This window comes from Cumulibacter manganitolerans, from assembly GCF_009602465.1.
Taxonomy (GTDB): domain Bacteria; phylum Actinomycetota; class Actinomycetes; order Mycobacteriales; family Antricoccaceae; genus Cumulibacter; species Cumulibacter manganitolerans.
This window is the reverse complement of the sequence record NZ_WBKP01000009.1, coordinates 1-23,590: the sequence shown is the minus strand read 5'-3', so window position 1 is coordinate 23,590 and position 23,590 is coordinate 1. Positions and strand designations below refer to the sequence as shown.

The window sequence follows — 23,590 nt, the reverse complement described above, 5'->3', positions numbered from 1 at the left end:
ATGCCCCGCCTGAGCCAGGTTCGACGTACCGACACCGCCGCCCCCATCGTCCACCGCATGTACGACCGGCTCTTCGGAGACGGAGTCGACCCCGTCGACACCCCCGGCACGGCGACCGGCACGCCGGGGAACTGGTGGACGGTCTTCGCCCTCGCCCCCGACGTGCTCGAGCATGCGGTCCTCGGGTTCCGGCTCTACGCGAATCCGGATCGCAAGCTCTCGCCGATCCTGCGCGAGCTCGGCCAGACGCGCGCCGGCTGGCTGCGTGGCAGCCAGTTCGTGTTCTCCCAGCACTGCAAGTCGTGCCGCAGCCTCGGGATGAGCGAAGCGAAGATCGCCGCGATTCCCTCGTGGCAGACCTCCGACGAGTTCACCCCCGAGGAGCGCGCCGTCCTGGCCTACACCGATGGGCTGGTCGGCAGCGGTGGCCGCATCGCCGACGGCGTCTTCACCGCCCTGAAGGGATTCCTGAGCGACGTCGAGATCTTCGAGCTCACCTACATCACGGCCATGTATGACATGCACGCGGTGATCAGCCGTGCGCTTCGGCTTGAGTACGATGACCGGGAGGAGCCGATCGTCGAGATCGACGCCCCGGAGGGCAGTTCGGCCGTCGACATCGGGGCGGCGACCTCCTGATTCCGCAGAGGGCACATGAACCAGGCGCGTGACGCGTACGACCGGATCCGCGACGCGATCGTCGAAGGACGCATCCCGCCCTCGGAGCGCCTCATCGAGCAGCGGCTGGCCGCAGAGCTGAGCCTGTCGCGGACGCCGATCCGCGAAGCGCTGCGCCGGTTGCAGGCCGAGGGGCTGGTCGAGAGCAAGACGAACCGGGGCGCCATAGTGCGGCCGGTCTCCGAGGAGGAGATCCACGACTTCTACGAGATGCGCTGCCGGCTCGAGGCCTATGCCACCGAGCTCGCGGCGCAACGCGCGACGCCGGAGCTCGTGGAGCTGCTGCGCGCGGACGCGGCGGAATTCGAGCAGGTCGTCGAGTCGAGCGATGCGACCACCGAGTCGATCCGGCTGGTGAACGCGGCCAACAAGAAGCTGCACGGGCGGATCGTCGAGGCGGCCCGGCATCCGAGGCTCGCGCAGCTGCTCGGCCAGGCGGTCGACGCGCCCCTGGTCTTCGCCGCATTCCGCAGGTACGACCTCGACGAGCGGCGCCGTTCTGCGCAGTTCCACCGCATGATCGTCGAGGCGATCGCGACCGGGGAGGACCGGCGCGCCGGGAACCTGATGGCCGAGCACATCCTGCAGGGCCGCGACGCATTGCTGCACTGACCCGGACGCCGCCCGGCACCTCGGACGGGCGGCCCTACAGGTGACGCTCGAGGATGGTGGTCTCGGCGAGCCGCGACAGGCTCTCGCGGATCCCGCGCGCCCGCATCTCGCCGACGCCTTCGACCTCGATGAGGTCGTCGCTGGAGGCGGCGAGCAGCCGCTGCAGGGACCCGAAGTGATCGACCAGCCGGTCGATGACGGCGGCCGGCAGCCGCGGGACCCGGGCGAGCAGGCGGTAGCCGCGCGGGCTCACTGCCTCGTCGAGCGCGTCCGGGCTGCTGGAGAAGCCCAGCACGGTGCTGATCGCCGACAGGTCGATGAGCTCGGCCGACGGGATCTGCTCGAGCTGCTCGAGCACGCTCTCGGCGCTGCGGGTGCGCCGGCCGTTGGAAAGGTAGTCACGAACGATCAGCGCCCGCTCGTCGATCACGCCGGCCATGAGCTCCTCGAGCTGCAGCGCCGACAGGCGGCCGTCGGTCCCGAGCTCGCTGACGTAACCGGCGATCTCCTGGGAGATGCGGGTGACCATCTCCAGGCGCTGGCTGACGGCGACCACGTCGCGCACCGTCACCAGGTCCTCGATCTCGAGAGCGGAGAGCGTGCCCGCGACCTCGTCGAGGCGGAACTTGTACTTCTCGAGCGTGGCCAGCGCCTGGTTGGCGCGGTCCTGCAGGGTCGTCGGGTGCTCGAGCTGGTGGCGGTCGTCGCGGATGTACAGGGTGATCGCGTTCATCGACTGGCTGACGGCGATCACCGGGAACCCGGTCTGGTTGGCGACGCGCTGCGCGGTGCGGTGCCGCGTCCCGGACTCGTCGGTGTGCACGGCCGCGTCCGGCATCAGATGCACCCCGGCCCGCATGATGCGCGTGCCGTCCGCATTGAGCACGACCGCGCCGTCCATCTTGCACAGCTCACGGAGCCCGGTCGCCGAGAACTCGACGTCGATGGGGAAGCCGCCGGTGCACAGCGCCTCGACCGAGCGGTTCCAGCCGATCACGATCAGCCCGCCGGTGCGCCCGCGGAGGATGCGGTCGAGGCCTTCGCGCAGTGCGGTGCCGGGCGCCATGGTGGCGAGGATCGAGCGGAGCATTGGGTCCTATCGCTACGGGCGCTGCAAGGGCGTGACGGATGCTGGTGGCCGGTTCATCGTATCGACCCCCGTCCGGTCCGGGGGAAGACCGACCGCCAGAAGTGCTTCGAGCAGGTTGTGCGCCTCGACGATCTGCAGACCCGGCGGGACCTTGCCGGGATCCGGCGGGACGACGACCGTCGTGAACCCCATGCGCGCCGCCTCGGCGAGCCGCCGTGCCATGCCGGTCACGCGGCGGATGTCACCGGCGAGGCTCACCTCCCCGATCGCCGCGAACGCCTTGGGCAGCGGCTTGTTCGCCGACGCCGAGGCGAGCGCGAGGGCGACGGCAAGGTCGACGGCGGGCTCGGTGATCTTCATGCCACCGACGGTCGCGGCGAATACATCGTGGTCGGAGAAGCTCACGCCGTTCTTGGCCAGCACCGCCAGCCCCATCGCGACCCGGGCGCCGTCCAGCCCGCTGACGGAGCGGCGTGGTGACGCGAGCGGGCTCTTGGTCGCGAGCGCCTGGATCTCGGCCGGTATCGGACGCCGGCCCTCGACGGTGATGGTGATGCAGGTGCCGGCCACCGCCTCCTTGCGGTCGCTGATGAACAGGCCCGAGGGGTCGGGCAGCCCGCGGATGCCGTCGTCCACCATCTCGAAGCAGCCGACCTCGTCGGACGCACCGAACCGGTTCTTGATCGCCCGGACGATGCGCAGCGTCGAGTGTCGGTCGCCCTCGAAGTGCAGCACCACGTCGACCAGGTGCTCGAGCAGCCGCGGGCCGGCGATCGAGCCGTCCTTGGTGACGTGCCCGACGATGACGGTGGCGATGCCGCGCTCCTTGGCGAGCGCGATGACGGCGGCCGCGACGGCCCGCACCTGCGTGACGCCACCCGCGGAGCCGTCGACGGCGGCGGAGGCGAGCGTCTGGATCGAGTCGACCACCAGAAGCCCCGGCTGGACGGCGTCGACGTGCCCGATCAGCGCGGAGAGGTCGGTCTCGGCGGCGAGGTAGAGGCGTTCGGCGAGCGAGCCGGTGCGCTCGGCACGCAGCCGGACCTGCGAGGCCGACTCCTCGCCGGTGACGATCAACGCCGTCCGGTCGGCCGCGGCGAACTGGCTGGCCACCTCGAGCAGCAGGGTCGACTTGCCGACACCCGGCTCACCGGCGAGCAGTACGACCGAGCCGGGGACCAGCCCACCACCGAGCACCCGGTCGAGCTCGTCGACGCCGGTGGGTCGGGCCCGCGCGGCGTCGAGATCGACCTGGGCGATCGGGCGGGCGGCGGACGTCACCGGCCCCGCGCTCACCTTGCGCAGCGCGACGGCGCCACCGGACTCCTCGACCGTTCCCCACGCCTGGCATTCCGGACAGCGACCCACCCAGCGCAGCGTCTCGTTGCCGCACTCGGTGCACCGGTAGCTCTGCTTGGTCTTTCCAGCCATGCGGTCAACTCTGCCCGACGGGCCGGACAGGTTTCCCGGCCGGCCTAGCCGTGCTCTGCACCCTCGCTGGGCGAGTAGTTCTGGTCCTTGTCGCGGGGCACCTCGTCGAGGGAGGTCGCGACGGGCACGTCGAAGGTCAGCTCGCCGGCGTTCTTGAAGGTGAGCTTCACCGGGATCAGCGTCGCCGGGTAGACCTGCTTCGGCATGGTGACCTCGATGGTGGCCACGCCCTTGTCGGAGCTGGAGAAGTAGGCGCTGCCGTCGGCCGGGATCTTGATCGAGGCGCTCGACGACCCGGAGGACGCGGAGCCGGAGGAGGCAGAGCCGGACGAGGCGGAGCCGGACGAGGCGGAGGACGAGGACGAGGCGCCGGCGGAGCCGGACGCGGGAGCGCTCGAGGACGAGGCGGAGGCCGACGACGAGGCGCCGGCGGACCCCGAGGAGGAAGAGGACGAGCCGCGGCTCTCGGAGATGGTGGCGTCCTTGCCGTCGACGCTGACGGAGGTGAGCTCGTCGCCCGCGCCCATGCTGGTCACGAGCATCTCGAGCTCCGCGGTGTCGCCGGACTCGTACTTGCCCTGCTCGGGCGCGGCGAAGAACGCGTTGAGCACCTTCAGATCGCCCACCTTCGCCTGGGAGCCGGCGACGCCGGGGCGCTTCTCGGCGGTCTGGGTGATCTGACCGGCCGAGCAACCGGTCAGCACGGCGCCGAAAGCCAGCGGCAGGACGATCGCGGCGGCGGCCAGTCGGGTACGGCGTACGGGGCGACGCGATGCGGCGTTGAGGCTCACGACAGATCTCCTCGAAGTGGGTGCAATTGCCTGCGGATAGATTAGTGCGACGGGCTCACGAAGATGTCACCGGCACGGGTCGTTAGCAGTGCTGAGCAAATTTTGCGCCGGATGTCAAACCCTGCTCACCGACAAATATCCCTGTTGACCTGCGGAAACGTCAATCGGCCCAATTTTTCTCGTCGTACGTGGCGTGTTAGAATTGACACAACCCGATAGGAGATCAACGAATATGGAATTCAACGTCGGTGAAACCGTCGTCTACCCTCACCACGGGGCAGCACTGATCGAAGCGATTGAGAAGCGCACCATCAAGGGCGAAGAGAAGACCTATCTGGTTCTCAAGGTTCAGCAGGGCGACCTGACTGTCCGAGTCCCTGCAGACAATGCCGAGATCGTCGGCGTTCGCGATGTCGTCGGGCAGGAGGGGCTCGATCGGGTGTTCGAGGTCCTGCGTGCCCCGCACACCGAGGAGCCGACGAACTGGTCCCGGCGCTACAAGGCCAATGTCGAGAAGCTGGCGTCGGGCGACGTCAACAAGGTCGCCGAGGTCGTTCGCGACCTGTGGCGGCGCGACAAGGAGCGCGGCCTGTCCGCCGGCGAGAAGCGGATGCTGGCGAAGGCTCGCCAGATCCTGGTCTCCGAGCTCGCGCTCGCAGAGGCCACCTCGGAGGACAAGGCTGAGGTCCTGCTCGATGAGGTCCTCGCCTCGTAGCATCGATGATTTCCTATGCAGTGGTCTGACCTCTGGTACGCCACCGCAGACGTGAAGGTCGCCCACCGGCTGCGCGCCGCGGGCGACCTTCTCGCGTTCTCGGGACAGGTGGCGATTGGCGTCGAGCCGCGCGGGCTCGAGCGGATAGTGGCCAGGGAGGGCGTCTGGGTCACCACGGCGCCGATGCCCGAGACGGTCAAGGACGTCGGCGACGACGACCTCGTCCGCGGAACGGTGCCCCGCGGGACGCTGTCGATCGTGACGTTCCCGGTGGTGGTCGATGTCGAGATCGCCTGCGCCGCAAGCGATCCCGACGACCTGTTGCGCCGGACCGTCGCTAGCGGCCGAGAGCTGCAGCGGCTGTAGCGAGATCGGCCGCGTACGTCACCTTCAGGTTCGCCGGCTCGCCGGGGATCGCCCGCACCGCGTGTCCGGCGTGCTCGAGATACGACGCCGTGTCGGTGCCGGTGAACCCGGTGCGCCGCGCCTCGTCGTACGCCGCCAGCAGCTGGGCGCCCGGTCCGCCCTGCGGTGTCTGCGCGCGCATCAGGTGGCCCGGGGCGGCGGTGATCCGCGCGCCGTCGTCGAGCACCAGCGGCGGCGCCTCGAGGGTCGGGACGACGCCGCTCGTGCCCGCGGTGCGGGCCGCGGCGGCGATCAGCCCCGGCGACACGCAGGGCCGGGCGCCGTCGTGGATGAGCACGACACCCACGGTCGCCGCGACGATCTCGGTCCGCAGCAGCTCGAGTGCGCAGCGCTCGCTGTCCGCCCGCTCGGCGCCGCCCTCGATCACGTCGCGCACGCCGTACGGTGCCGCGATCGCCGCCAGCTCCGCCAGGTCGTCGCGGTGGCCGACGAGGACGACACGGTCGATCGCCGGATGCCCGGCGAACGCCGCGATCGACCACGCGATCACCGGCCGCCCGGCGACCTCCAGCAGCACCTTGTTGCGATCGGCGCCGACCCGGCGGCCGCGGCCCCCGGCGAGCACCACTGCGACTGTCTGACTCATAGCCTGCCGAGGGTAGCCCCGGCCTCCGGCCCCTACGCTGGGCAGCATGCTCATTCCCCGGGTCGGCACCGGCACCGACATCCACGCGATCGAGGCCGGTCGCGAGTGCTGGCTCGCCGGCCTGAAGTGGGACGGCGTGGACGGCTGCGCCGGCCACTCCGACGCCGACGTCGCGTGCCACGCCCTGTGCAACGCCTTGCTGAGCGCCGCCCAGCTGGGCGACCTCGGGGCGGTGTTCGGCACCGACCGCCCCGAGTGGGGCGGCGCGGCCGGCGTCGCGCTGCTGGCCGAGACCGCCCGGCTGGTGCGCGCCGCGGGGTTCGAGATCGGCAACGCCGCCGTTCAGGTGGTGTGCGCGACGCCCAAGATCGGTGCGCGGCGTGACGAGGCCCAGCAGCTCCTGGGCGAGGTCGTCGGCGCGCCGGTCTCGGTGGCCGCCGCCACCACCGACGGGCTCGGCTATCCAGGCCGCGGCGAGGGCCGGATGGCGCATGCCGTCGCACTCGTCTACCCGAAGAGTTGACACCTTGGTCAAGTCGGGCGGTGACCGGCTATCGTGCAGGGAAGAGTTCGTCCTGCTAACTATCTCGGGAGTGCCCATGTCGGAAGAAATCGTCAAGGTAGACATCACCGATGGCGTCGGCGTCATCACGATCAACCGTCCGGAGGCCAAGAACGCCGTCAACCTCGAGGTGGCCGAGGGCGTCGCGGCGGCGGTCGACAAGCTGGAGGCCGACGACTCGGTCGTCGCGCTGATCATCACCGGCGCCGGTGGCACCTTCTGCTCGGGCATGGACCTCAAGGCCTTCGCGCAGGGCAAGCGCCCCTCGATCCCGGGCCGCGGCTTCGCCGGCGTGACCGAGGCCGAGATCGCCAAGCCGCTGATCGCGGCGGTCGAGGGCTACGCGCTCGCCGGCGGCTGCGAGCTGGCACTCGCCGCCGACATCATCGTCGCCGCGAAGACCGCGCAGTTTGGCATCCCCGAGGTCAAGCGCGGCCTGGTCGCCGCGGCCGGCGGCGTGCTCAAGCTCGCCAAGACCATGCCGTATGGCGCCGCGATGGAGCTGGCGCTGACCGGTGACTTCATCCCGGCCGAGCGCGCCCAGCAGCTGGGCCTGGTCACCCGCATCGCCGACGAGGGCAAGGCGCTCGACGAGGCGCTCGCGCTGGCGAAGAAGATCGCCACCAACGGCCCGCTGGCCGTGAAGGCCTCGAAGCAGCTGGTCAGCGGCTCGATCAAGTGGATGGACAAGGACCTGCTCGCCTGGCAGGCGGGCATCATCGATCCCGTCTTCAAGAGCTCGGACGCCATCGAGGGCGCCACCGCGTTCGCCGAGAAGCGCGCTCCGAAGTGGACCGGCAGCTAGAAGCGCCGACCCGAGATGCCCACCGGCCCGCGAAAACGCGGGTTCGGTGGGCATCTTCTTGTGATCGTGGTCACCGCGGTCTAGCGTGTTGGTCATGCGACTCAAAGTTGACAACGAGGTCTGCCAGGGCCACAACCGCTGCAAGGTGCTCGCCCCCGAGCTCGTCGACGTGGACGACGAGGGCTATGCGGTGATCAAGGGGGACGGCACGGTCCCCGAGGAGCTGCGCGGCAAGGCGCAGCTGGCGGTCGACAACTGCCCCGAGTTCGCGCTGTCGCTCGAGGAGGACTGACCGATGACCACCGATCACGCCCAGGAACATGCCGGCGCGCGACGCGGCGAGCCGCTGCTGGCCGCCGACGGCGTCGAGATGGCCGAGGGCATCTACAAGATGTACCCGTCGAGCCACGGCATCCCCGTCGCCGACTGGGCGACCGACTTCGACCACGCCGACCCCGAGTACAACAAGCACGCGCACGAGATCTGGGACGACCTGCGCGAGCGGTGCCCGGTGGCGCACAGCGAGCGGTACGGCGGCACGTGGCTGCCCACCCGCCACGAGGACGTCCGCAAGATCGCCTACGACACCGAGAACTTCACGAGCCGCCAGGTCATCGTCGTCAACGGTCGCGCCGACCCGGAGATGAGCCCGGTCGGCCAGGCCCCGCCGATCACCAGCGACCCGCCGTACCACCAGCACGCGCGCAAGCTGCTGCTCTCGCAGTTCCGGCCCAACAAGATCGACCCGCTCGAGGGCGAGATCCGCGCGATCTGCCGCCAGCGGCTCGACGACCTTGGCGAGATCGTCCCGGGGGAGACCGTGATCGACGCGGCCACCCAGTACGCGCAGCACATCCCGCCGGCCGTCATCTCCCGGATGCTGGGCTTCCCGCCCGGCGACGACGACAAGTTCCGCTACTTCATCCACCACGTGATCGAGAACATCGACGGCTCGCCGGAGGAGAAGCTGGCGGTCGGTCTGGAGTTCAACGCCTACCTCGACGCGCAGATCGAGGACCACAAGCAGAACCCGCGGGACGATCTCACATCGTACCTGCTCGAGGCGGAGATCGGCGGGCAGAAGCTGCCGCACGAGACCGTGCGCGGCGCGATGCTGCTGCTGCTGATCGCGGGCATCGACACCACGTGGAGCGCCATCGGCGCATCGCTGTGGCACCTCGCCCAGAACCCGGCGGACGTCGAGCGGCTGCGCAACGACCCGGACGTGATGATCTTCGCGCTCGAGGAGTTCCTGCGCGCCTACGCGCCGGTGACCATGGCGCGCCTGGTCGCCAAGGACGTCGAGATCGGCGGCTGCCCCATGAAGGAGGAGGACTTCGTCCTGCTGCCGTTCCCGGCCGCCAATCGCGACCCGGAGTTCATCGAGAACGCCGACAAGTTCATCATCGACCGCCGGGTCAACCGGCACTCGGCGTTCGGCCTCGGCATCCACCGCTGCCTGGGCTCGAACCTCGCCCGGCTCGAGCTGCGGGTGGCGATCGAGGAGTTCGTGAACCGCTTCCCGGACTTCTCGCTGCCCAAGGAGGGGGACCAGACCACCTGGAGCCTCGGCCAGATCCGCGGACCGCGTTCGCTACCGCTGCTGATCCGCTAGTCCGCCCTCGTAGGCGGCGATGACGATCTGCACCCGGTCACGGGCGCGCAGCTTGCGCAGGATCGCGCGGACGTGCGTCTTGACCGTGGTCAGCGAGAGGTAGAGCGACGCGGCGATCTCCGGGTTGGTCAGCCCCTGCGCGATCAGCCGGGTGATCTCCCGCTCGCGCGCGGTCAGCGAGGCGAGCGCGGCCGTGCCCGTCCTGGGCGCCGCCGCCACGAACTGCCGCAGCAGGCGCGCGGTCATCGCCGGGGCCAGCACGGCGTCTCCGGCCGCGACGTGCCGGACGGCGGTGATGAGCTGCTCGGCGGGAGCGTCCTTGAGCAGGAAGCCGCTGGCGCCCGCGCGCAGCGCGGCGAGCGCGTGCTCATCGAGGTCGAAGGTCGTCAGCACCAGTACCCGGGTGCCCGGCCACCCCGCACAGATCCGTTCGGTGGCGGCGATGCCATCGAGCACCGGCATCCGCACGTCCATCACCACGACGTCGACCGGGTCGCACCGCTGGTGCTCGAGGGCTTGGGCTCCGTCGTCCGCCTGCCACGCGACCTCGAGGTCGGCCTGCGAGCCCAGTGCCATCGCGACCCCGCTGCGCAGCAGCGGCTGGTCGTCGACCAGCGCCACCCGGATCATCGGCCCCTCACCGGGAGCACTGCCCGCACCACCCACTCCGTACCGCGGCGTCCGGCCTCGACGGTGCCGCCCACCGACTCGGCCCGCTGCCGCATGCTCTGCAGTCCGCTCCCGGACCCGTCACCACCGGTGGCAGCTGCCGGATTGGCGACCGTGATGCTGAGGCCGGCCTCCCACGAGAGCCGCACCGTCGCCGGGCCGACGCCGTGCTTGAGCGCATTCGTCAGCGCCTCCTGGGTGATCCGGTACGCGGCCAGGCCGACCCCGGCAGGGATGGCCCGGGCGTGCCCGGACTCGGTGAAGCTCGCCCCGGACCGCTCCGCGAGCGCCCGGAGGTCGGGCACCCCCGGCTGGGGGTCGGCCCTCGATGCCGGCGTCTCGCGCAGCACGCCGAGCATCGAGCGCATGTCGGCGAGCGCCGCCCGGCCGGTGTCCCCGATGACCTGCAGTACCTCCCGGGCGCTGCGGTCGGGCGTCGTCATCCGCCCGCCCTCGGCCTGGGCGACGATCACCGCCAGCGAGTGCGAGACGACGTCGTGCATGTCCCCGGCGATCCGGGCCCGCTCGTCCTCGGCAGCGCGGGTGAGCGCTGCCGCGCGATCGTCCAGGGCCCGGCGATGTAGCCGGCCGATGGCCCACGCCGCGACGGACCCGGCGGACGGGACCAGCGCGAGCAGCACCCAGCCGGCGGCGTCGACCGGCAGCTCGCCCCACCAGCCGTCGGTCAGCACCAGTCGCGCCAGCACGCCGGCGCCGCCCACCAGCGCGACGGCGAGCGCCACCCGCCCGACGGCTGCCGAACGCTCCCGCGCGCACCAGTACAGCGCGACGAAGAAGCAGATCATGCTCGGCGCGAGCACCATCGGCACCGGCTGCCCCTGGTACCGGGAGACCGGCAGCAGGGCGAGCACCGCGGCGGCGGCACACGCCACGGCGAAGGTGGCCTCGGGCGCGCGCCGTCCGGCCGGCGGCAGGAGGTGCAGCGTGACCAACGCGGCGAGCGCCCACGCCGAGGCGCCCCCGCCCAGCGAGCCGGCCATCCGCCAGCCGCTGGGCAGCAGCACCGCCGCGAGCACCGCGGCGACGCACAGGTCCACGGCGACGGGCGAGATGCGCGGCACGGTCGTCACGCACCGACCTTATCGGCGCGGCGGCGCCGCTCGGCGTACGCGAGCGCCGCGACGGCGAGGGCGCCCGCCCACAACGGCCACACCATCTCCGGCAACCAGGCCCCCCACTGGCTCTCCGCGCCCCGCGGCGCCATCGGGATCCCCTCGCCCTGCAGCATCACCCGGACGAAGTACGCCCCGGCGGCCGCGACGAGGAACGCCACCACGAGAGCGCTGTTGCGCGCCAGGCCGACCGGCACCGCTCGGCCACCGATGAACGGGAACCAGCCCGGGAACCGCGATCCCCACGGGCGGGCGAGGCCGATCGTGAGCACCGCCCCCAGCAGCGCGAACAGCCCCAGCCCGAGGCCGTTCAGGACGATTCCCTGGATCTGCGCCAGAAAGGCGCGGTCGAGGCCGAGCGGAATGCCGAGCACCCACGCGAGGCGGGTGCCGGCGTACAGCAGAGGGCAGGCCGCGGCGACCGCGACCGACCACCTCAGCAGCCGGTGCAGCCGCGGCGGGGGCACCTCCCCGAGCAGCTGTCGGCGCGGCCACGCCCGCCGCGCTCCCCACAGCAGGGCCGAGGCGCCCAGCAGCACGAGCACCGAGCGCCACAACGCCCAGTCGCTCAGGATGGTCGACGCGCTGGGCACGTCGTCGCTGCCGGCGATCCAGCCGATCAGCAGCATCGGCAGATAGCCGACCAGCTGCAGTGCGAACGGGTCGCCCCAGAGGGCGAGGACGGTGAGGGCTCCGAGGAGTAGGAAGGACGCGAGCGCGGTTCGTTTCGTCATACCCCGATGCTCGTCGGCCGCGTCCGGCGGTACCTCATCCGCGCGGGCGGTCCGCCTCCTCCCGTGGGAGGATCCGCGGTCCGGCGAGCGTCGCGATCGCGACCGCCAGCGCGCAGGCGGCGACCGTGACGGCGTACGCCGGCGTGGCGCCGCCGGCGTCGGCGAGGCGCCCCGCGATGGCCGCCCCGATCGCATAGCCGAGGCCGGTGGCAGCGGCGAGCAGCGTCATCGCGGCGCCGGTGCGGGCCGGGGCGGTGATCCGCTCGGCGAGCGAGAAGGTGGTGATCATGTAGGGCGCCACGGCGCAGCCGAGCACCATCAGCGCCGGCACCGTCCACGCGATGGAGTCGACCAGCAGCAGCGGCAGCGACAGCACCAGCAGCGCGACGGCGAAGATCCGCATCCGCCGTACCAGTGGGAGCGCCTCTGGCAGCGCCGCGACCGCGATACCGGCGATGACGCTCCCCACGCCGAACAACGCGTGCAGGAGCCCGGTCATGCCGGCCTGCCCGGCGGCGGTGGCGATCACCGAGTTGCCGGTCTGCACCGAGCCGAACAGCATGCCGATGGCGAGCTGCGCGAGCGACAGGACGGCGAGGCCCGCGGTCAGCAGCCGGCCGGTGCTGCCGGTGCCGTGCGAGCGGGCCCCGACGAGCCTGGCCGAGCGGTGGACCGCGAACGCGGTACCGAACACGGCCAGGATCACGGCGGCGAGCAGCATCGCGAAGCGCGGCGAGACGACCGCGATGCAGACGCCGACCAGGGCCGGGCCGAACACGAACGTCGCCTCGTCGGCGGCGCCCTCGTACGAGAACGCGGTGCTGACCAGTCGGCCCTGATCCGGCGTCCCCTCGGTGAGCGGCCGCCAGCGCACCCGCGCGAGCGGCCCGATCTGCGGGCAAGCGAGCCCGGCGGCGGCGGCGACGACGGCGAGCCACGGCCACGACGCGCCGGCCCACACGAGCGCCACCTCGCCGGCGAATCCGGCTGCCCCGAGCAGCGACTGGCCGAGCACCACGGGACGTTGCCCGATCCGATCGGCGAGCGCCCCGAAGTACGGCGCCCCGGTCGCGTTGGCCACGGCCAGCGCCCCGGCGCAGAACCCGCCCGCGCCGTACGACCCGGTCGCATCCTGCACGAGCAGCAGGGTGCCGATCTGGCTCATCGCCAGCGGCAGCCGCCCGAGGAAGGCGACGACGACGTACGACATCCCGGAGATGGCGAACAGCCGGCGGTAGGCGGCGACAGCGGACATGAGGACCTCGATGGGGATAGCGGCCAGTGCGCGGCGCGCCTACCCGCCCATCAGGTCGCGCCAGGGGTCCCTGTGCACCCAACAGGATACAAGGCCCACCCGTAAGATCGACCGAGTGAGCCTTCGCCTTTATGACAGCCGGACCCGTGCGGTCCGCGATTTCGTGCCCGACCGCGCCGGCGAGGTCTCGATGTACGTCTGCGGCATCACCGTGCAGGGCCCGCCGCACATCGGGCACATGCGGGTCGCCGTCGCGTTCGACGTCGTGCGCCGCTGGCTGACGCGCAGCGGGTACGACGTGACCATGATCCGCAACGTCACCGACATCGACGACAAGATCCTCATCAAGGCCGCCGAGCACGACGTCGACTGGTGGAAGTGGGCCTACCGCTACGAGCTCGTGGCCACCGACGCGTACAACACCCTCGGCGTGCTCCCGCCGTCCTACGAGCCGCGCGCCACCGGCCACATCACCGAGATGATCGATCTCATCGGGCAGCTCATCGAGCGCGGGCACGCGTACGCCTCGGGCGGGGACGTGTACTTCGACGTGCACTCCTGGCCGCGGTACGGCGAGCTCACCGGCACCAAGGTCGACGAGCTGCAGCCGGCCGGCGATACCGACGCGGCCGCCGAGGCCAAGAAGCGCGATCCGCGCGACTTCGCGCTGTGGAAGGGCTACAAGAGCTCCGAGCCGGAGAGCGCGTCCTGGCCGACCCCGTGGGGCCGCGGCCGTCCCGGGTGGCACCTCGAGTGCTCGGCAATGGCCCGGCGCTACCTCGGCCCGCGCTTCGACATCCACGGTGGCGGGATCGACCTGCGCTTCCCGCACCACGAGAACGAGATCGCGCAGTCGTGCGCCGCCGGCGACGACTTCGCCCAGTACTGGATGCACAACGCCTGGGTCACCCTCGCCGGCGAGAAGATGTCCAAGTCGCTGGGCAACACGCTGTCCATCGACGAGCTGACCAAGACCGCGCGCCCGGTCGACCTGCGCTTCTACCTGGCCACCGTGCACTACCGCTCCACCGTCGACTTCAGCGACTCGTCGCTGGGCGAGGCTCGGGCGGCGTACGGCCGGATCGAGGGCTTCATCGAGCGCTCCGGGGTCAGCGGCGACGTCGGCGACGTCGAGCTGCCGGCCGCGTACGTCGAGGCGATGAACGACGACATCGGCGTCTCCGGCGCGCTCGCCGTCGTCTACGACGCCGTGCGGCAGGGCAACTCGGCGCTCGGCGCCGGCGAGAAGGACAAGGCCGCGGCCCTGGCGATGCAGGTCCGCGCGATGCTCGACGTCCTCGGGCTGGACCCGCTCGACCCGCACTGGGCCGACGGGTCGAGCGCCGACCTCGGCTGGGCGGTCGACGACCTCCTCGCGCAGCGCACCGCCGCCCGCAAGGCCAGGGACTTCGCGCGCGCCGACGAGATCCGCGACACGCTCGCCGCGCGGGGCATCTCCATCGAGGACACTCCCGACGGACCGAAGTGGAGCATGTGATGGCTGGCAACTCACAGCGCAAGGGCGCTATGCGCAAGAGCGGCACCAAGAAGGGCCAGGTCGTCGGATCGGGCGGCCAGCGCCGCAAGGGGCTCGAGGGTCGCGGCCCCACGCCGCGCGCCGAGGACCGTCCCAACCACAAGGCCTACCGCCGGTCGCAGGCGGTGAAGCGGGTCGCGGGCAAGCAGACCACCGGGCGCAAGACCAGCGGCGGCCCCGAGCTGCTCGTGGGCCGCAACCCGGTCGTCGAGGCGCTGCGCGCCGAGATCCCGGTGACCGCCCTCTACATCGCCGAACGCACGGAGATCGACGACCGCGTGCGCGAGGCGATCAAGATCTGTTCCGACACCAACACCCCGATCCAGGAGGTCAGCCGCAGCGAGCTGGACAGGCTGACCGGCGGGGCGCTGCACCAGGGCATCGGCATCGCCGTGCCGCCGTTCCGCTACACCGACCCCGCCGACATGGTCGCGGCGGCGGTCGACGCCGGCCTGGTGCCGCTGCTGGTCGCGCTCGACGGGGTCCAGGATCCCCGCAATCTCGGCGCCGTCGTCCGGTCGGCCGCGGCCTTCGGCGCGCACGGCGTGATCGTGCCCGAGCGCCGCGCCGCGGGCATGACGGCCACCGCCTGGCGTACGTCGGCCGGCGCGGCGGCCCGGCTGCCGATCGCCCAGGTCACCAACCTCTCGCGCACGCTGCTGGCGCTGCAGAAGTCGGGGGTCTTCGTCGTCGGCCTCGCCGCCGACGGCGACGTCGAGCTGCAGGACCTCGACGTCACGGGCGATCCGCTGTGCATCGTCGTGGGCTCGGAGGGCAAGGGGCTCTCACGGCTGGTCGCCGAGAAGTGTGACCAGATCGTCTCGATCCCGATGTCGGGCAGCACCGAGTCGCTGAACGCGTCGGTCGCGGCCTCGGTCACGCTCTGGCAGGTCGCCAGCGCCCGGGGTCTCGGACAAGGAGGAGCGGCATGACCGTCGAGCTGGGAATGCCGGGGATGCCCGGCACGAAGATCGATCGCAGCACCGTCGACGAGACCGGTCGCCTGAAGCTGGAGTCCCTGCTGCGCAAGGGATTCAGCGGTGACATCGAGTTCGGCAGCGGTACGCGCGCGGCCTACGCGAGCGACTCGTCCAACTATCGGCAGACCCCGCTCGGCGTGGTCTTCCCACGCACCGCGGGGGACGTCGCGTTCGCGCTCGAGTGCGCCCGCGCGGTCGACGCGGCCGTCGTCTCGCGTGGCGGCGGGACCGCCCTCGCGGGACAGACCTGCAACGTCGCGCTGGTCATCGACTTCTCCCGCCACATGAACGCCATCCTCGAGCTGAACGTCGAGGAGGGCTGGGTGCGGGTCCAGCCGGGTATCGTCCTCGACGACCTGCGCGCGGTCACCGAGCAGCACGATCTCACCTTCGCGCCGGACCCCGCGACGCACGCCTACTGCACCATCGGCGGGATGATCGGCAACAACTCCTGCGGCACCCATTCGGTGTACGCCGGGAAGACCGTCGACAACATGATCTCCATGAAGGTGCTCACCTACGACGGGCACGAGTTCGAGGTCGGCAAGATCACCGACGAGCAGCTCACCGAGCTGGCCGGCACGCCCGGTCGCACCGGGGAGATCTACGCGCAGATCAGCGCCATCCGCGACCGGTACGCCGACGCGGTCCGCGCCGAGTTCCCGGACATCCCGCGCAGGGTCAGCGGCTTCAACCTCGACTCGTTGAGCGAGGACGGCGGCCCGCACATCGCGAAGGCGCTGGTCGGCAGCGAGTCGACGCTCGTCGTCGTGACCGAGGCGACCCTGAAGCTGGTGCCGTGGCCCAAGCATCGCCGGCTGGTCGTGCTGGGCTACGACGACATCTTCGAGGCCGCCGACCACGCCCCGGAGTTCCGCCGGATGCGCGGCATCATCGGGTGCGAGGGCGTCGACGAGCAGCTGACGATCTACATGCGCAAGCGGAACATGCACGCGAAGTCGCTCGCGACGCTGCCGCCGGGGAAGGGCTGGGTGCTCGCCGAGTTCGGCTCGTTCGACGAGGAAGACGTCGACGCGATGGTCGACGAGGCGATCGCCGCCGCCCCCGGCAGCCCGAGCGTGCTGGTGTGCCGCACTCCGGCCGAGCAGAAGGCCATGTGGGCGGTGCGCGAGTCGGGCCTCGGTGCGACCGCCCGCCCGCCCGGCGAGGAACCGCTCGTGGAGGGCTGGGAGGACGCCGCGCTGCCGCCGGAGAAGCTCGGCGAGTACTTGCGCCGCATGACGGCGATCTGGGACGACTACGGCTACCACGGCTGCTGGTACGGGCATCTCGGCGATGGCTGCATGCACACCCGTTCCAACTTCAACACCGGGACGATCGAGGGCCTGCGCGACTACCGCGAGTACCTCGAGCGGGGCGCCGCGCTGGTCGCCGAGCTGGGCGGCTCGATCTCCGGCGAGCACGGCGACGGCCAGGGGCGTGCCGAGCTGTGGAGCAAGATGTTCTCGCCGCGGCTGATGCAGGGCTTCAAGGAGTTCAAGCAGGCCTGGGACCCGCGCGGGCGGATGAACCCGGGCAAGCTCATCGACCCGTTCCCGCTGGACACCAACCTCAAGCACGGGCCGGATCGCCCGCACAACCCACTGACGAGGACGACGTTCTTCTTCGGCGACGAGGGGTACTCTCTGCAGGAGGCGGCCGACAGGTGCGTCGGCGTCGGGCGATGCCGGCGCACCGACACGAACACGATGTGCCCGTCGTACCGCGCGACCCGCGACGAGAAGCACTCCACCCGAGGGCGGGCGAAGCTCTTCCAGGAGATGTTCCGCGGCGAGATCACGGAGGCCACCTGGCGCAACGAGGACGTGAAGGAAGCCCTCGATCTCTGCCTGTCCTGCAAGGGATGCAAGACCGACTGCCCGACCAACGTCGACATGGCGACCTTCAAGTCAGAGTTCCTCTCGCACTACTACAAGGGCCGGGCGCGCCCGCGGGAGGCGTACTCGCTCGGCATGATCCGCTACGGCGCGAAGTTCGCCTCCAAGCTGCCGTCGCTGGCCAACGGCGTGCTCGCCTCGCCGGTGGGCAAGCCCCTGAAGGCGGCCGCCGGCGTGACCACCTCGCGGCCCGCGCCGGTGTTCGCGAAGCAGACGCTGCGCAAGTGGCTCAAGCAGAACGTGCCGGCCGCCGCCGGCGACGTCGTCCTCTGGGTCGACACGTTCACCAACTACCTCGGTCCGGAGGCCGGGATCGCCGCCGTGCGGGTGATGCAGGCTGCGGGCGGCAAGGTGGTCGTGCCGCAGGAGGACCTGTGCTGCGGGCGTCCGCTGTACGACTACGGCATGCTCGACTCGGCCAAGCGCAACCTCGAGAAGACCATGCGCGCGCTGCGGCCCGCGATCGAGGCGCGCACGCCGGTCGTCGTCCTCGAGCCGTCCTGCCTGGCGACCTTCCGGGACGAGCTGCTCGGGCTGTTCCCCGACGACGAGCGCGCGAAGGTGCTCAGCGAGATCGCCTGCTCGCTGCCGGAATGGCTCGCGGCCAAGCAGTCCGTCGTGCCGAGCGCGGGAGCCGGCAAGCGGGTGCTCCTGCAGGTGCACTGCCACCAGAACGCCAACGGCGGCTACCAGAAGGACGTCGAGATCCTGGGCGCGCTCGGGTACGACGTCAAGGTGCTCGACTCCGGCTGCTGCGGCCTCGCGGGCTCGTTCGGCTTCAACGCCAAGCATGCCGACCTGTCCAAGAAGATCGCGGAGGACCGGCTGCTGCCGATGCTGGCCGCCGAGCCCGACGCGATCGTGGTCGCCGACGGCTTCTCGTGCCAGACGCAGATCACGCAGCTCGCCGGCCGCGAGGTGCGCACCATCGCCGAGCTCGCCGCCGAGGCGTTCGCGGGCTGAATCGACCAGGGGGAGCCGGCATCGTGCGTACCGCTCGAACGCTCATCGCGCTGCTGACGTTGCTCACGGCGGCGGCGTGCACCGACGACCGGGGCGTCGACGACGACGCCCCGGCGCGGACGTCCGGGTCGGCGTCCGCCACCAGTGATGTGATCCCGAAGGCGGACGACATCACCGGTCCGGACGCCGGGAACGCCACGTTGCCCAAGACCGGGCTGTGCTGGAGCATGACCGCCGAGCAGCTCGACGACGCGCTGGCGCTCACCTCGACCGACCAGCAGTCGGTGGACTGCTCGACCGAGCACAACGCGATCACCGCCGGCGTGGTGGGCATCCCGACCCAGCAGCTCGGCAGCGTCGCCGCGCTCGCCGAGACCGGGCAGGCGATCGACCCCGGACACGAGCAGATCTGGCGATCGGTCGTGACGCCGGCCTGCGCCGCCGCCCACGCGAAGGCGTTCGCCTCGGGCACCGTCGACACCGGCAGCGGCGACGTCGAGCTCGCCTACAAGTCCTCGAACCTGCGCCCGTACGCCTGGCTGCCGACCGGCGAGGAGTGGGCCGGCGGCGCTCGCTGGATCAGGTGCGACATCGCCAACCGGTTCGCCGCCCCGGTGCCGATCGAGAAGCCCGCGGTCGACCTGAGCACCGTCGCCGACGACCAGATCGCCTGTCTGAACGCGACCTCCGAGGGCTATCTGCCGATGCCGTGCGACAACCCGCAGGTGAACGCGCAGTCCCTGGTGACCGTCGTGCTGACGCAGCAGGCGGCCGACGCAGCGAAGGCCGGCTACGACGCCTTCACGTCGGGCCAGACTCCGCAGCTGTGCCAGCAGGCGGTGAGCGCGGCGTTCCCGGCGGCCGGCAAGCCCGCGAAGGCGGCGACGCCCGTCGCGTTCGCGTTCACCGGCACGTTCGACTGCTACGTCGACCGAGCGGCCGGCGAGCCGTTCGTGCAGTAGCGGCGCCGACGCCTCACTGGCGGGGACGCAGCACGGCGAACGGGTCGGTGACGGTGGCGACCCGCTCGGTGAACCGGTAGAGGTGCGCGGGGCGGCCACCCTTTCCCGAGCCCGGCGACGTGGTGCCGGCCCGCACGAGCTGGCCGCGTCGCGTGAGCACCCGCTGCAGGTTCGTCGTCGACGGACGGTATCCCAGCACGGCGCCGTACACCGCGCTCAGCGTCGCCATCGTGAACGTCTCCGGGGCCAGCGCGAACCCGAGGTTCGTGTAGGAGATCTTCGCGCGCAGCCGCTCGTGCCCGGAGCGGACCAGCGAGGCGTGGTCGAACGCCATCCGCGGCAGGTCGCCGACCGGGAGCCAGTCGGCGTGGCTCGGCAGCGCGGTGGCGGCGGTCATGGGGACCAGCCCGAGGTAGGCCGTGGCGACCGTCCGCTGGGCGGGATCGCGCCCCGGGTCGCTGCGGGTCTCCAGCTGCTCGAGGTGCGCGATGCGGGTCAGGTCGACCCGGACGGCCAGGTGGCGGGCGACGCACTCGCCGATCGTCTCGTCCGCGAGCAGGGGGCCGCTGGGCAGTGCCCAGTGCCCGTCGTACGGCGCGCGCTCCCGTCGCCAGGCGAGCACCTCGAGGCCGCCGGGGCCGGGCCGGTCCGGTCGCACGCGAAAGACGACAGCGACCGCCTCGTTGCGGTAGAGCGGGACCTGCCGGCTTTCGGGCACTCGTGGATGCTAACGTGCCAGCATGTTTTCGCCTGGTAGGCGAAAACCTGAGGGAGGTGCTCCGATGACAGAGCGAGCGGACGACGGGTGGACCGGCTGGACCACCGGGCAGTGGGCGGACTGGCGCGCCGAGGTGCGCGAGCTCGCCGACCGGAAGGACGCGGTGATCCTGGCGCACAACTACCAGATCCCGCAGATCCAGGACGTCGCCGACCACGTCGGGGACTCCCTCGGCCTGTCGCGGCTGGCGGTCACCGTCCCGCATTCGACGATCGTCTTCGCCGGCGTCCACTTCATGGCCGAGACGGCGAGCATCCTCTCGCCCGGCAAGCGGGTGCTGATCCCGGACGCGGCCGCCGGGTGCTCGCTCGCGGACAGCATCACCGGTGCGCAGCTGCGGGCCTGGAAGGCCGAGCACCCGGGCGCCGTGGTCGTCTCGTACGTCAACACGACCGCCGAGGTGAAGGCCGAGACGGACATCTGCTGCACCTCCGCGAACGCCGTCGAGGTCGTGCAGTCGATCCCGGCGGACACCGAGATCCTGTTCGGCCCCGACATGTTCCTCGGCGCGCACGTCAAGCGCCGGACCGGGCGGGAGAACATGCACGTGTGGATGGGCGAGTGCCACGTGCACGCCGGGATCTCGCCGGCCGACCTCACCGCCGCCGTCCGCGCGAGCGCCGACGCCGAGCTCTACGTGCATCCCGAGTGCGGCTGCACGACCTCGGCGCTGTGGCTGGCGTCGACCGGCGAGCTGCCCGCGGAGCGCACCCGCGTGCTGTCGACCGGCGGCATGCTGGACGCGGCCCGCACATCACAGGCCACGACGGTCCTCGTCGCCACCGAGGTCGGCATGCTGCACCAGCTGCGCAAGGTCAACAGCGGCACGCAGTTCGTGCCGGTGAACCCGCAGGCCGCGTGCCACTACATGAAGATGATCACCCCGCCGAAGCTGCTGCGCGCGCTGCGCGAGGAGCGGGAACAGGTCACGGTCGAGCCCGCGATCGCGCATCGCGCCCGCCGCGCGGTCGAGCGGATGATCGCGATCGGCAACCCGGCAGGCGGGGAGTGAACCGCTCGCCGGTGGTGGTCGTCGGCAGCGGTGCCGCCGGCCTGAGCACCGCACTCGTCCTCGCCGGTAACCGGCCGGTCACCGTGGTCACCAAGGGGACGCTCGGCGACGGCGCCACGGCCTGGGCACAGGGCGGGCTCGCCGCGGTCAGCGCCGCGGACGACTCCTTCATCGGCCACGTCGAGGACACCGTGCGCGCGGGCGGTGGGCTGTGCGACGAACGGACGGTCCGCGACCTCGTCGAGGCCGCACCGGCCGCCATCGAGCGGCTGGTGCGCCTGGGCGCGCGCTTCGACCGCACCGGGGACGGCGAGCTCGACCTCGGCCTGGAGGGCGGCCACCGGACCCGGCGCATCGTGCACTGTGGCGGAGACGCCAGCGGCGCCGAGGTCGCGCGGGTCCTGGCCCGGGCGGTGCGGCGCCGCGCCGACGCGGGGCAGCTCACCGTCCTCGAGCACACCTGGGCGCTCGACGCGCTGCACGACGACCGCGGGTCGATGACCGGCGTCCGCGTGATGGACGCGGCGGGCCGCCCTGGCGCGCTGCCCGCCGGCGCGCTGGTGCTCGCGACCGGGGGCATCGGGCGGCTGTGGTCGGCCACCACCAACCCCGTCACCGCCACCGGGGACGGCCTCGCGCTGGCCGCCCGCGCCGGCGCCGTCCTGCGGGACATCGAGTTCATGCAGTTCCACCCCACCCTGCTCGCCGCCGCCGCGGTGCCGGGGGATGCGGCGGTGCTGATCACCGAGGCGCTGCGCGGCGAGGGCGCGGTCCTCGTCGGCCAGGACGGTCGCCGCGTCATGCCGGGCGTGCACCCGTCCGCCGACCTCGCGCCCCGCGACGTCGTGTCCGCGGCGCTGCACGACCACCTGCAGCGGCACGCTGTCTCGCACGTCTACCTCGACGGCACGATGCTCTCGGAGCCGGTCTGGCGGCGGCACTTCCCGACGGTGCTGCGGATGTGCCGCGACCGTGGGGTGGATCCGGTGACCGAGCCGATCCCGGTCCGGCCCGGCGCGCACTACCACTGCGGCGGCGTGGCCGCCGACCTCACGGGGCGCACCAGCGTGCCCGGCCTGTACGCCGTCGGCGAGGTCGCGCGGACGGGGGTGCACGGCGCCAACCGGCTCGCGTCCAACTCGATCACCGAGGCGTTGGTCGCCGGCCAGCGCTGTGGCCTGCTGCTGCGCGCGGGGACGACGGACCCGTCCACGCGCACCCGTCCGGGATCCGCCGCCCCGGTTCGGCGGGCCGCGGGGGCTGCGCGGGGGTGCTCGGCGGCACCGGAGTGCGGGGGCAGTCGGTCGGCGCCGATCGTGAGCACGTGCAGACGGCACCCGGATCCCAGATGCACCAGTCGTGCTGAGCGGTGACGGTGACGCCGGTCTGCAGCAGCCTCCAGAGCCGCAGCCGGCGGTCGAGCTCGCTGCGGCTGGTCTGCGGCTGGATGCTCCGGCGGTACCCGCGGTCGGCGGTCGACCAGCGGTCCCGGGCGGCGCGCTCGATCGCGGCGAGCCGCGCGTCCCGGCGGTCGGTGGCCGCGATCCGTTCGCGCAGGGAGCGTTCGTTGATGTGCGCGAGGCGGCGCTCGGACGCCTGGTCCAGGCGCTGCAGAGCGGCGGTCGGGTCGACGCGGTCGGCGTGCGCGCGCTGCTCCACCGCGAGCCGCGCGAGCCGGGTCACCTCACGGCGCTGTCGGTGCTCGTGGGGCGTGCGCTGCAGCGCGATCGTCCGGTCCCGCGCCAGGTCGGCGTCGGCGATCGCCCGCTGCTCGTCGGCGGCGACCCGGATCAGCTCGCGCGCGGCATCGCGGCGGGCCGCTGCCGCCGCCTCGATCGCGGTGTCGACGGCGCGCCGGAACGTCCGCTCGACGGACCGCACCCGCGGATGGTTGGCGATCCGGTCGGCGTCGCCGATCGCGAGGAGGCCGGCGTCCCGCGTCCGGCGGGCCGACTCGCGGGCCTGCTCGATCAGGGCCAGCCGGTGGGCGAGCTCCTGCTCGAGCCGCGCGCGCTCTGCCTGCGCCGCCCGCCGTGCCGACGTCACCGCCGCGTCGCGGACGCCGGTGGCCCGGTGCGTCAGGGCCTCGATCGCGTCGGTGGCGATCGCCCGCTCGCGCCGGCGCATGCTCGCGAGCGCCTCCTGGAAGGCGCCTCGGGCCGCCCGACGCGCGGCGGTCACCCGGTCGTGATCGATGGCGATCTGCTGATCGCGTCGCCGGTCGGCGCGGGTAAGCACGTCGCGCCGGCGATCGGTCTGCCGCGCGACCGCGACCCGCGACTGCTGCGCGGCCTGTAGGGCGGTGACGAAGTCGTCGGCGGACAGCGATTCGCTGATGGTGGGTTCTTGGTCGCCGGC

23 protein-coding genes are annotated in these 23,590 nt (G+C 71.9%); 14 read left to right on the top strand and 9 right to left on the bottom strand.

From position 1 onward, the window contains the following. Both F8A92_RS05235 and F8A92_RS05230 read left to right on the top strand, forming a co-directional pair. Positions 1 to 639 (top strand): carboxymuconolactone decarboxylase family protein, encoded by a 639-nt coding sequence (locus F8A92_RS05235; RefSeq protein ID WP_153504030.1) that lies wholly within the window; start codon positions 1 to 3, stop codon positions 637 to 639. Between the two features lie 15 nt (positions 640 to 654). After that, positions 655 to 1,290, top strand: a complete 636-nt coding sequence (locus F8A92_RS05230) for a GntR family transcriptional regulator (protein WP_153504028.1) — start codon at positions 655 to 657, stop codon at positions 1,288 to 1,290. A gap of 34 nt (positions 1,291 to 1,324) precedes the next feature. Here F8A92_RS05230 and disA read toward each other — a convergent pair whose 3' ends face one another. The 3 genes from disA to F8A92_RS05215 are packed head-to-tail and all read right to left on the bottom strand — an operon-like array spanning position 1,325 to position 4,602. Then, positions 1,325 to 2,380, bottom strand: coding sequence for a DNA integrity scanning diadenylate cyclase DisA (gene disA / locus F8A92_RS05225; protein ID WP_153504026.1), 1,056 nt, complete (start codon positions 2,378 to 2,380; stop codon positions 1,325 to 1,327). Positions 2,381 to 2,392: 12 nt separating this feature from the next. Continuing rightward, a complete protein-coding gene (gene radA, locus F8A92_RS05220) occupies positions 2,393 to 3,811 on the bottom strand; it encodes a DNA repair protein RadA (protein ID WP_153504024.1) in 1,419 nt (472 codons plus the stop codon). Between the two features lie 44 nt (positions 3,812 to 3,855). Then, entirely contained in the window at positions 3,856 to 4,602 is a 747-nt protein-coding gene (locus F8A92_RS05215; RefSeq protein WP_153504022.1) for a hypothetical protein, read from the bottom strand. Between the two features lie 232 nt (positions 4,603 to 4,834). Between F8A92_RS05215 and F8A92_RS05210 the strand changes: the two genes are divergently transcribed. Both F8A92_RS05210 and F8A92_RS05205 read left to right on the top strand, forming a co-directional pair. Next, a complete protein-coding gene (locus F8A92_RS05210) occupies positions 4,835 to 5,317 on the top strand; it encodes a CarD family transcriptional regulator (protein ID WP_153504020.1) in 483 nt (160 codons plus the stop codon). 15 nt (positions 5,318 to 5,332) lie between these two features. Continuing rightward, complete coding sequence (locus F8A92_RS05205) at positions 5,333 to 5,683, top strand: hypothetical protein (protein ID WP_153504018.1); 351 nt, start codon at positions 5,333 to 5,335, stop codon at positions 5,681 to 5,683. Here F8A92_RS05205 and F8A92_RS05200 read toward each other — a convergent pair. Continuing rightward, entirely contained in the window at positions 5,655 to 6,329 is a 675-nt protein-coding gene (locus F8A92_RS05200) for an IspD/TarI family cytidylyltransferase (protein WP_153504016.1), read from the bottom strand. The genes F8A92_RS05205 and F8A92_RS05200 overlap by 29 nt on opposite strands. 46 nt (positions 6,330 to 6,375) lie before the next feature. Here F8A92_RS05200 and ispF point away from each other — a divergent pair, with 46 nt between their 5' ends. From ispF to F8A92_RS05180, 4 genes are all read left to right on the top strand, one after another. Further along, positions 6,376 to 6,852 carry a 2-C-methyl-D-erythritol 2,4-cyclodiphosphate synthase gene (gene ispF / locus F8A92_RS05195; RefSeq protein WP_153504014.1) on the top strand — a complete coding sequence of 159 codons (477 nt, stop codon included), beginning with the start codon at positions 6,376 to 6,378 and terminating at the stop codon, positions 6,850 to 6,852. A 76-nt stretch (positions 6,853 to 6,928) separates the two neighbouring features. After that, a complete protein-coding gene (locus F8A92_RS05190; RefSeq protein WP_153504012.1) occupies positions 6,929 to 7,696 on the top strand; it encodes a crotonase/enoyl-CoA hydratase family protein in 768 nt (255 codons plus the stop codon). A 94-nt stretch (positions 7,697 to 7,790) separates the two neighbouring features. Beyond that, positions 7,791 to 7,988, top strand: coding sequence for a ferredoxin (locus F8A92_RS05185; protein WP_153504011.1), 198 nt, complete (start codon positions 7,791 to 7,793; stop codon positions 7,986 to 7,988). 3 nt (positions 7,989 to 7,991) lie between these two features. Next, positions 7,992 to 9,311, top strand: a complete 1,320-nt coding sequence (locus F8A92_RS05180) for a cytochrome P450 (RefSeq protein ID WP_228389222.1) — start codon at positions 7,992 to 7,994, stop codon at positions 9,309 to 9,311. Here the strand turns inward: F8A92_RS05180 and F8A92_RS05175 are convergent. Genes F8A92_RS05175 through F8A92_RS05160 form a run of 4 tightly spaced genes read right to left on the bottom strand, consistent with a single transcriptional unit; the run spans position 9,291 to position 13,102 of the window. Then, entirely contained in the window at positions 9,291 to 9,941 is a 651-nt protein-coding gene (locus F8A92_RS05175; RefSeq protein ID WP_153504009.1) for a response regulator, read from the bottom strand. The two genes, F8A92_RS05180 and F8A92_RS05175, sit on opposite strands and share 21 nt — an antisense overlap. Next, the gene (locus tag F8A92_RS05170; protein WP_153504007.1) at positions 9,938 to 11,071 is read right to left on the bottom strand and encodes a sensor histidine kinase; all 1,134 of its coding nucleotides are present in this window, start codon (positions 11,069 to 11,071) and stop codon (positions 9,938 to 9,940) included. Before F8A92_RS05170 ends, F8A92_RS05175 begins: the two co-directional genes overlap by 4 nt. Further along, a complete protein-coding gene (locus F8A92_RS05165; RefSeq protein WP_153504006.1) occupies positions 11,068 to 11,847 on the bottom strand; it encodes a hypothetical protein in 780 nt (259 codons plus the stop codon). Before F8A92_RS05165 ends, F8A92_RS05170 begins: the two co-directional genes overlap by 4 nt. Before the next feature lie 34 nt (positions 11,848 to 11,881). Beyond that, positions 11,882 to 13,102, bottom strand: a complete 1,221-nt coding sequence (locus F8A92_RS05160; RefSeq protein ID WP_153504004.1) for an MFS transporter — start codon at positions 13,100 to 13,102, stop codon at positions 11,882 to 11,884. Between the two features lie 115 nt (positions 13,103 to 13,217). On the opposite strand from F8A92_RS05160, the gene cysS reads away from it, so the two are divergent. From cysS to F8A92_RS05140, 4 genes are read left to right on the top strand one after another with little or no spacing between them, the layout of a single operon-like run. Then, the gene (gene cysS / locus F8A92_RS05155) at positions 13,218 to 14,600 is read left to right on the top strand and encodes a cysteine--tRNA ligase (protein WP_153504002.1); all 1,383 of its coding nucleotides are present in this window, start codon (positions 13,218 to 13,220) and stop codon (positions 14,598 to 14,600) included. After that, positions 14,600 to 15,571: a 23S rRNA (guanosine(2251)-2'-O)-methyltransferase RlmB gene (gene rlmB, locus F8A92_RS05150; RefSeq protein ID WP_153504000.1), complete on the top strand. Its 972-nt coding sequence runs from the start codon at positions 14,600 to 14,602 to the stop codon at positions 15,569 to 15,571. Before cysS ends, rlmB begins: the two co-directional genes overlap by 1 nt. Continuing rightward, entirely contained in the window at positions 15,568 to 18,480 is a 2,913-nt protein-coding gene (locus F8A92_RS05145) for an FAD-binding and (Fe-S)-binding domain-containing protein (protein ID WP_153503998.1), read from the top strand. Before rlmB ends, F8A92_RS05145 begins: the two co-directional genes overlap by 4 nt. 23 nt (positions 18,481 to 18,503) lie before the next feature. Next, entirely contained in the window at positions 18,504 to 19,442 is a 939-nt protein-coding gene (locus tag F8A92_RS05140) for a hypothetical protein (protein ID WP_153503996.1), read from the top strand. A gap of 13 nt (positions 19,443 to 19,455) precedes the next feature. On the opposite strand, the gene F8A92_RS05135 is transcribed toward F8A92_RS05140, so the two are convergent. Next, positions 19,456 to 20,160 carry an NUDIX hydrolase gene (locus F8A92_RS05135; RefSeq protein ID WP_153503994.1) on the bottom strand — a complete coding sequence of 235 codons (705 nt, stop codon included), beginning with the start codon at positions 20,158 to 20,160 and terminating at the stop codon, positions 19,456 to 19,458. A gap of 64 nt (positions 20,161 to 20,224) precedes the next feature. On the opposite strand from F8A92_RS05135, the gene nadA reads away from it, so the two are divergent. After that, positions 20,225 to 21,232, top strand: a complete 1,008-nt coding sequence (nadA, locus tag F8A92_RS05130; RefSeq protein ID WP_228389221.1) for a quinolinate synthase NadA — start codon at positions 20,225 to 20,227, stop codon at positions 21,230 to 21,232. After that, positions 21,229 to 22,605 carry an L-aspartate oxidase gene (locus tag F8A92_RS05125; RefSeq protein WP_153503990.1) on the top strand — a complete coding sequence of 459 codons (1,377 nt, stop codon included), beginning with the start codon at positions 21,229 to 21,231 and terminating at the stop codon, positions 22,603 to 22,605. The genes nadA and F8A92_RS05125 overlap by 4 nt, the downstream gene beginning before the upstream one ends. Positions 22,606 to 23,590 lie beyond the last annotated feature (985 nt).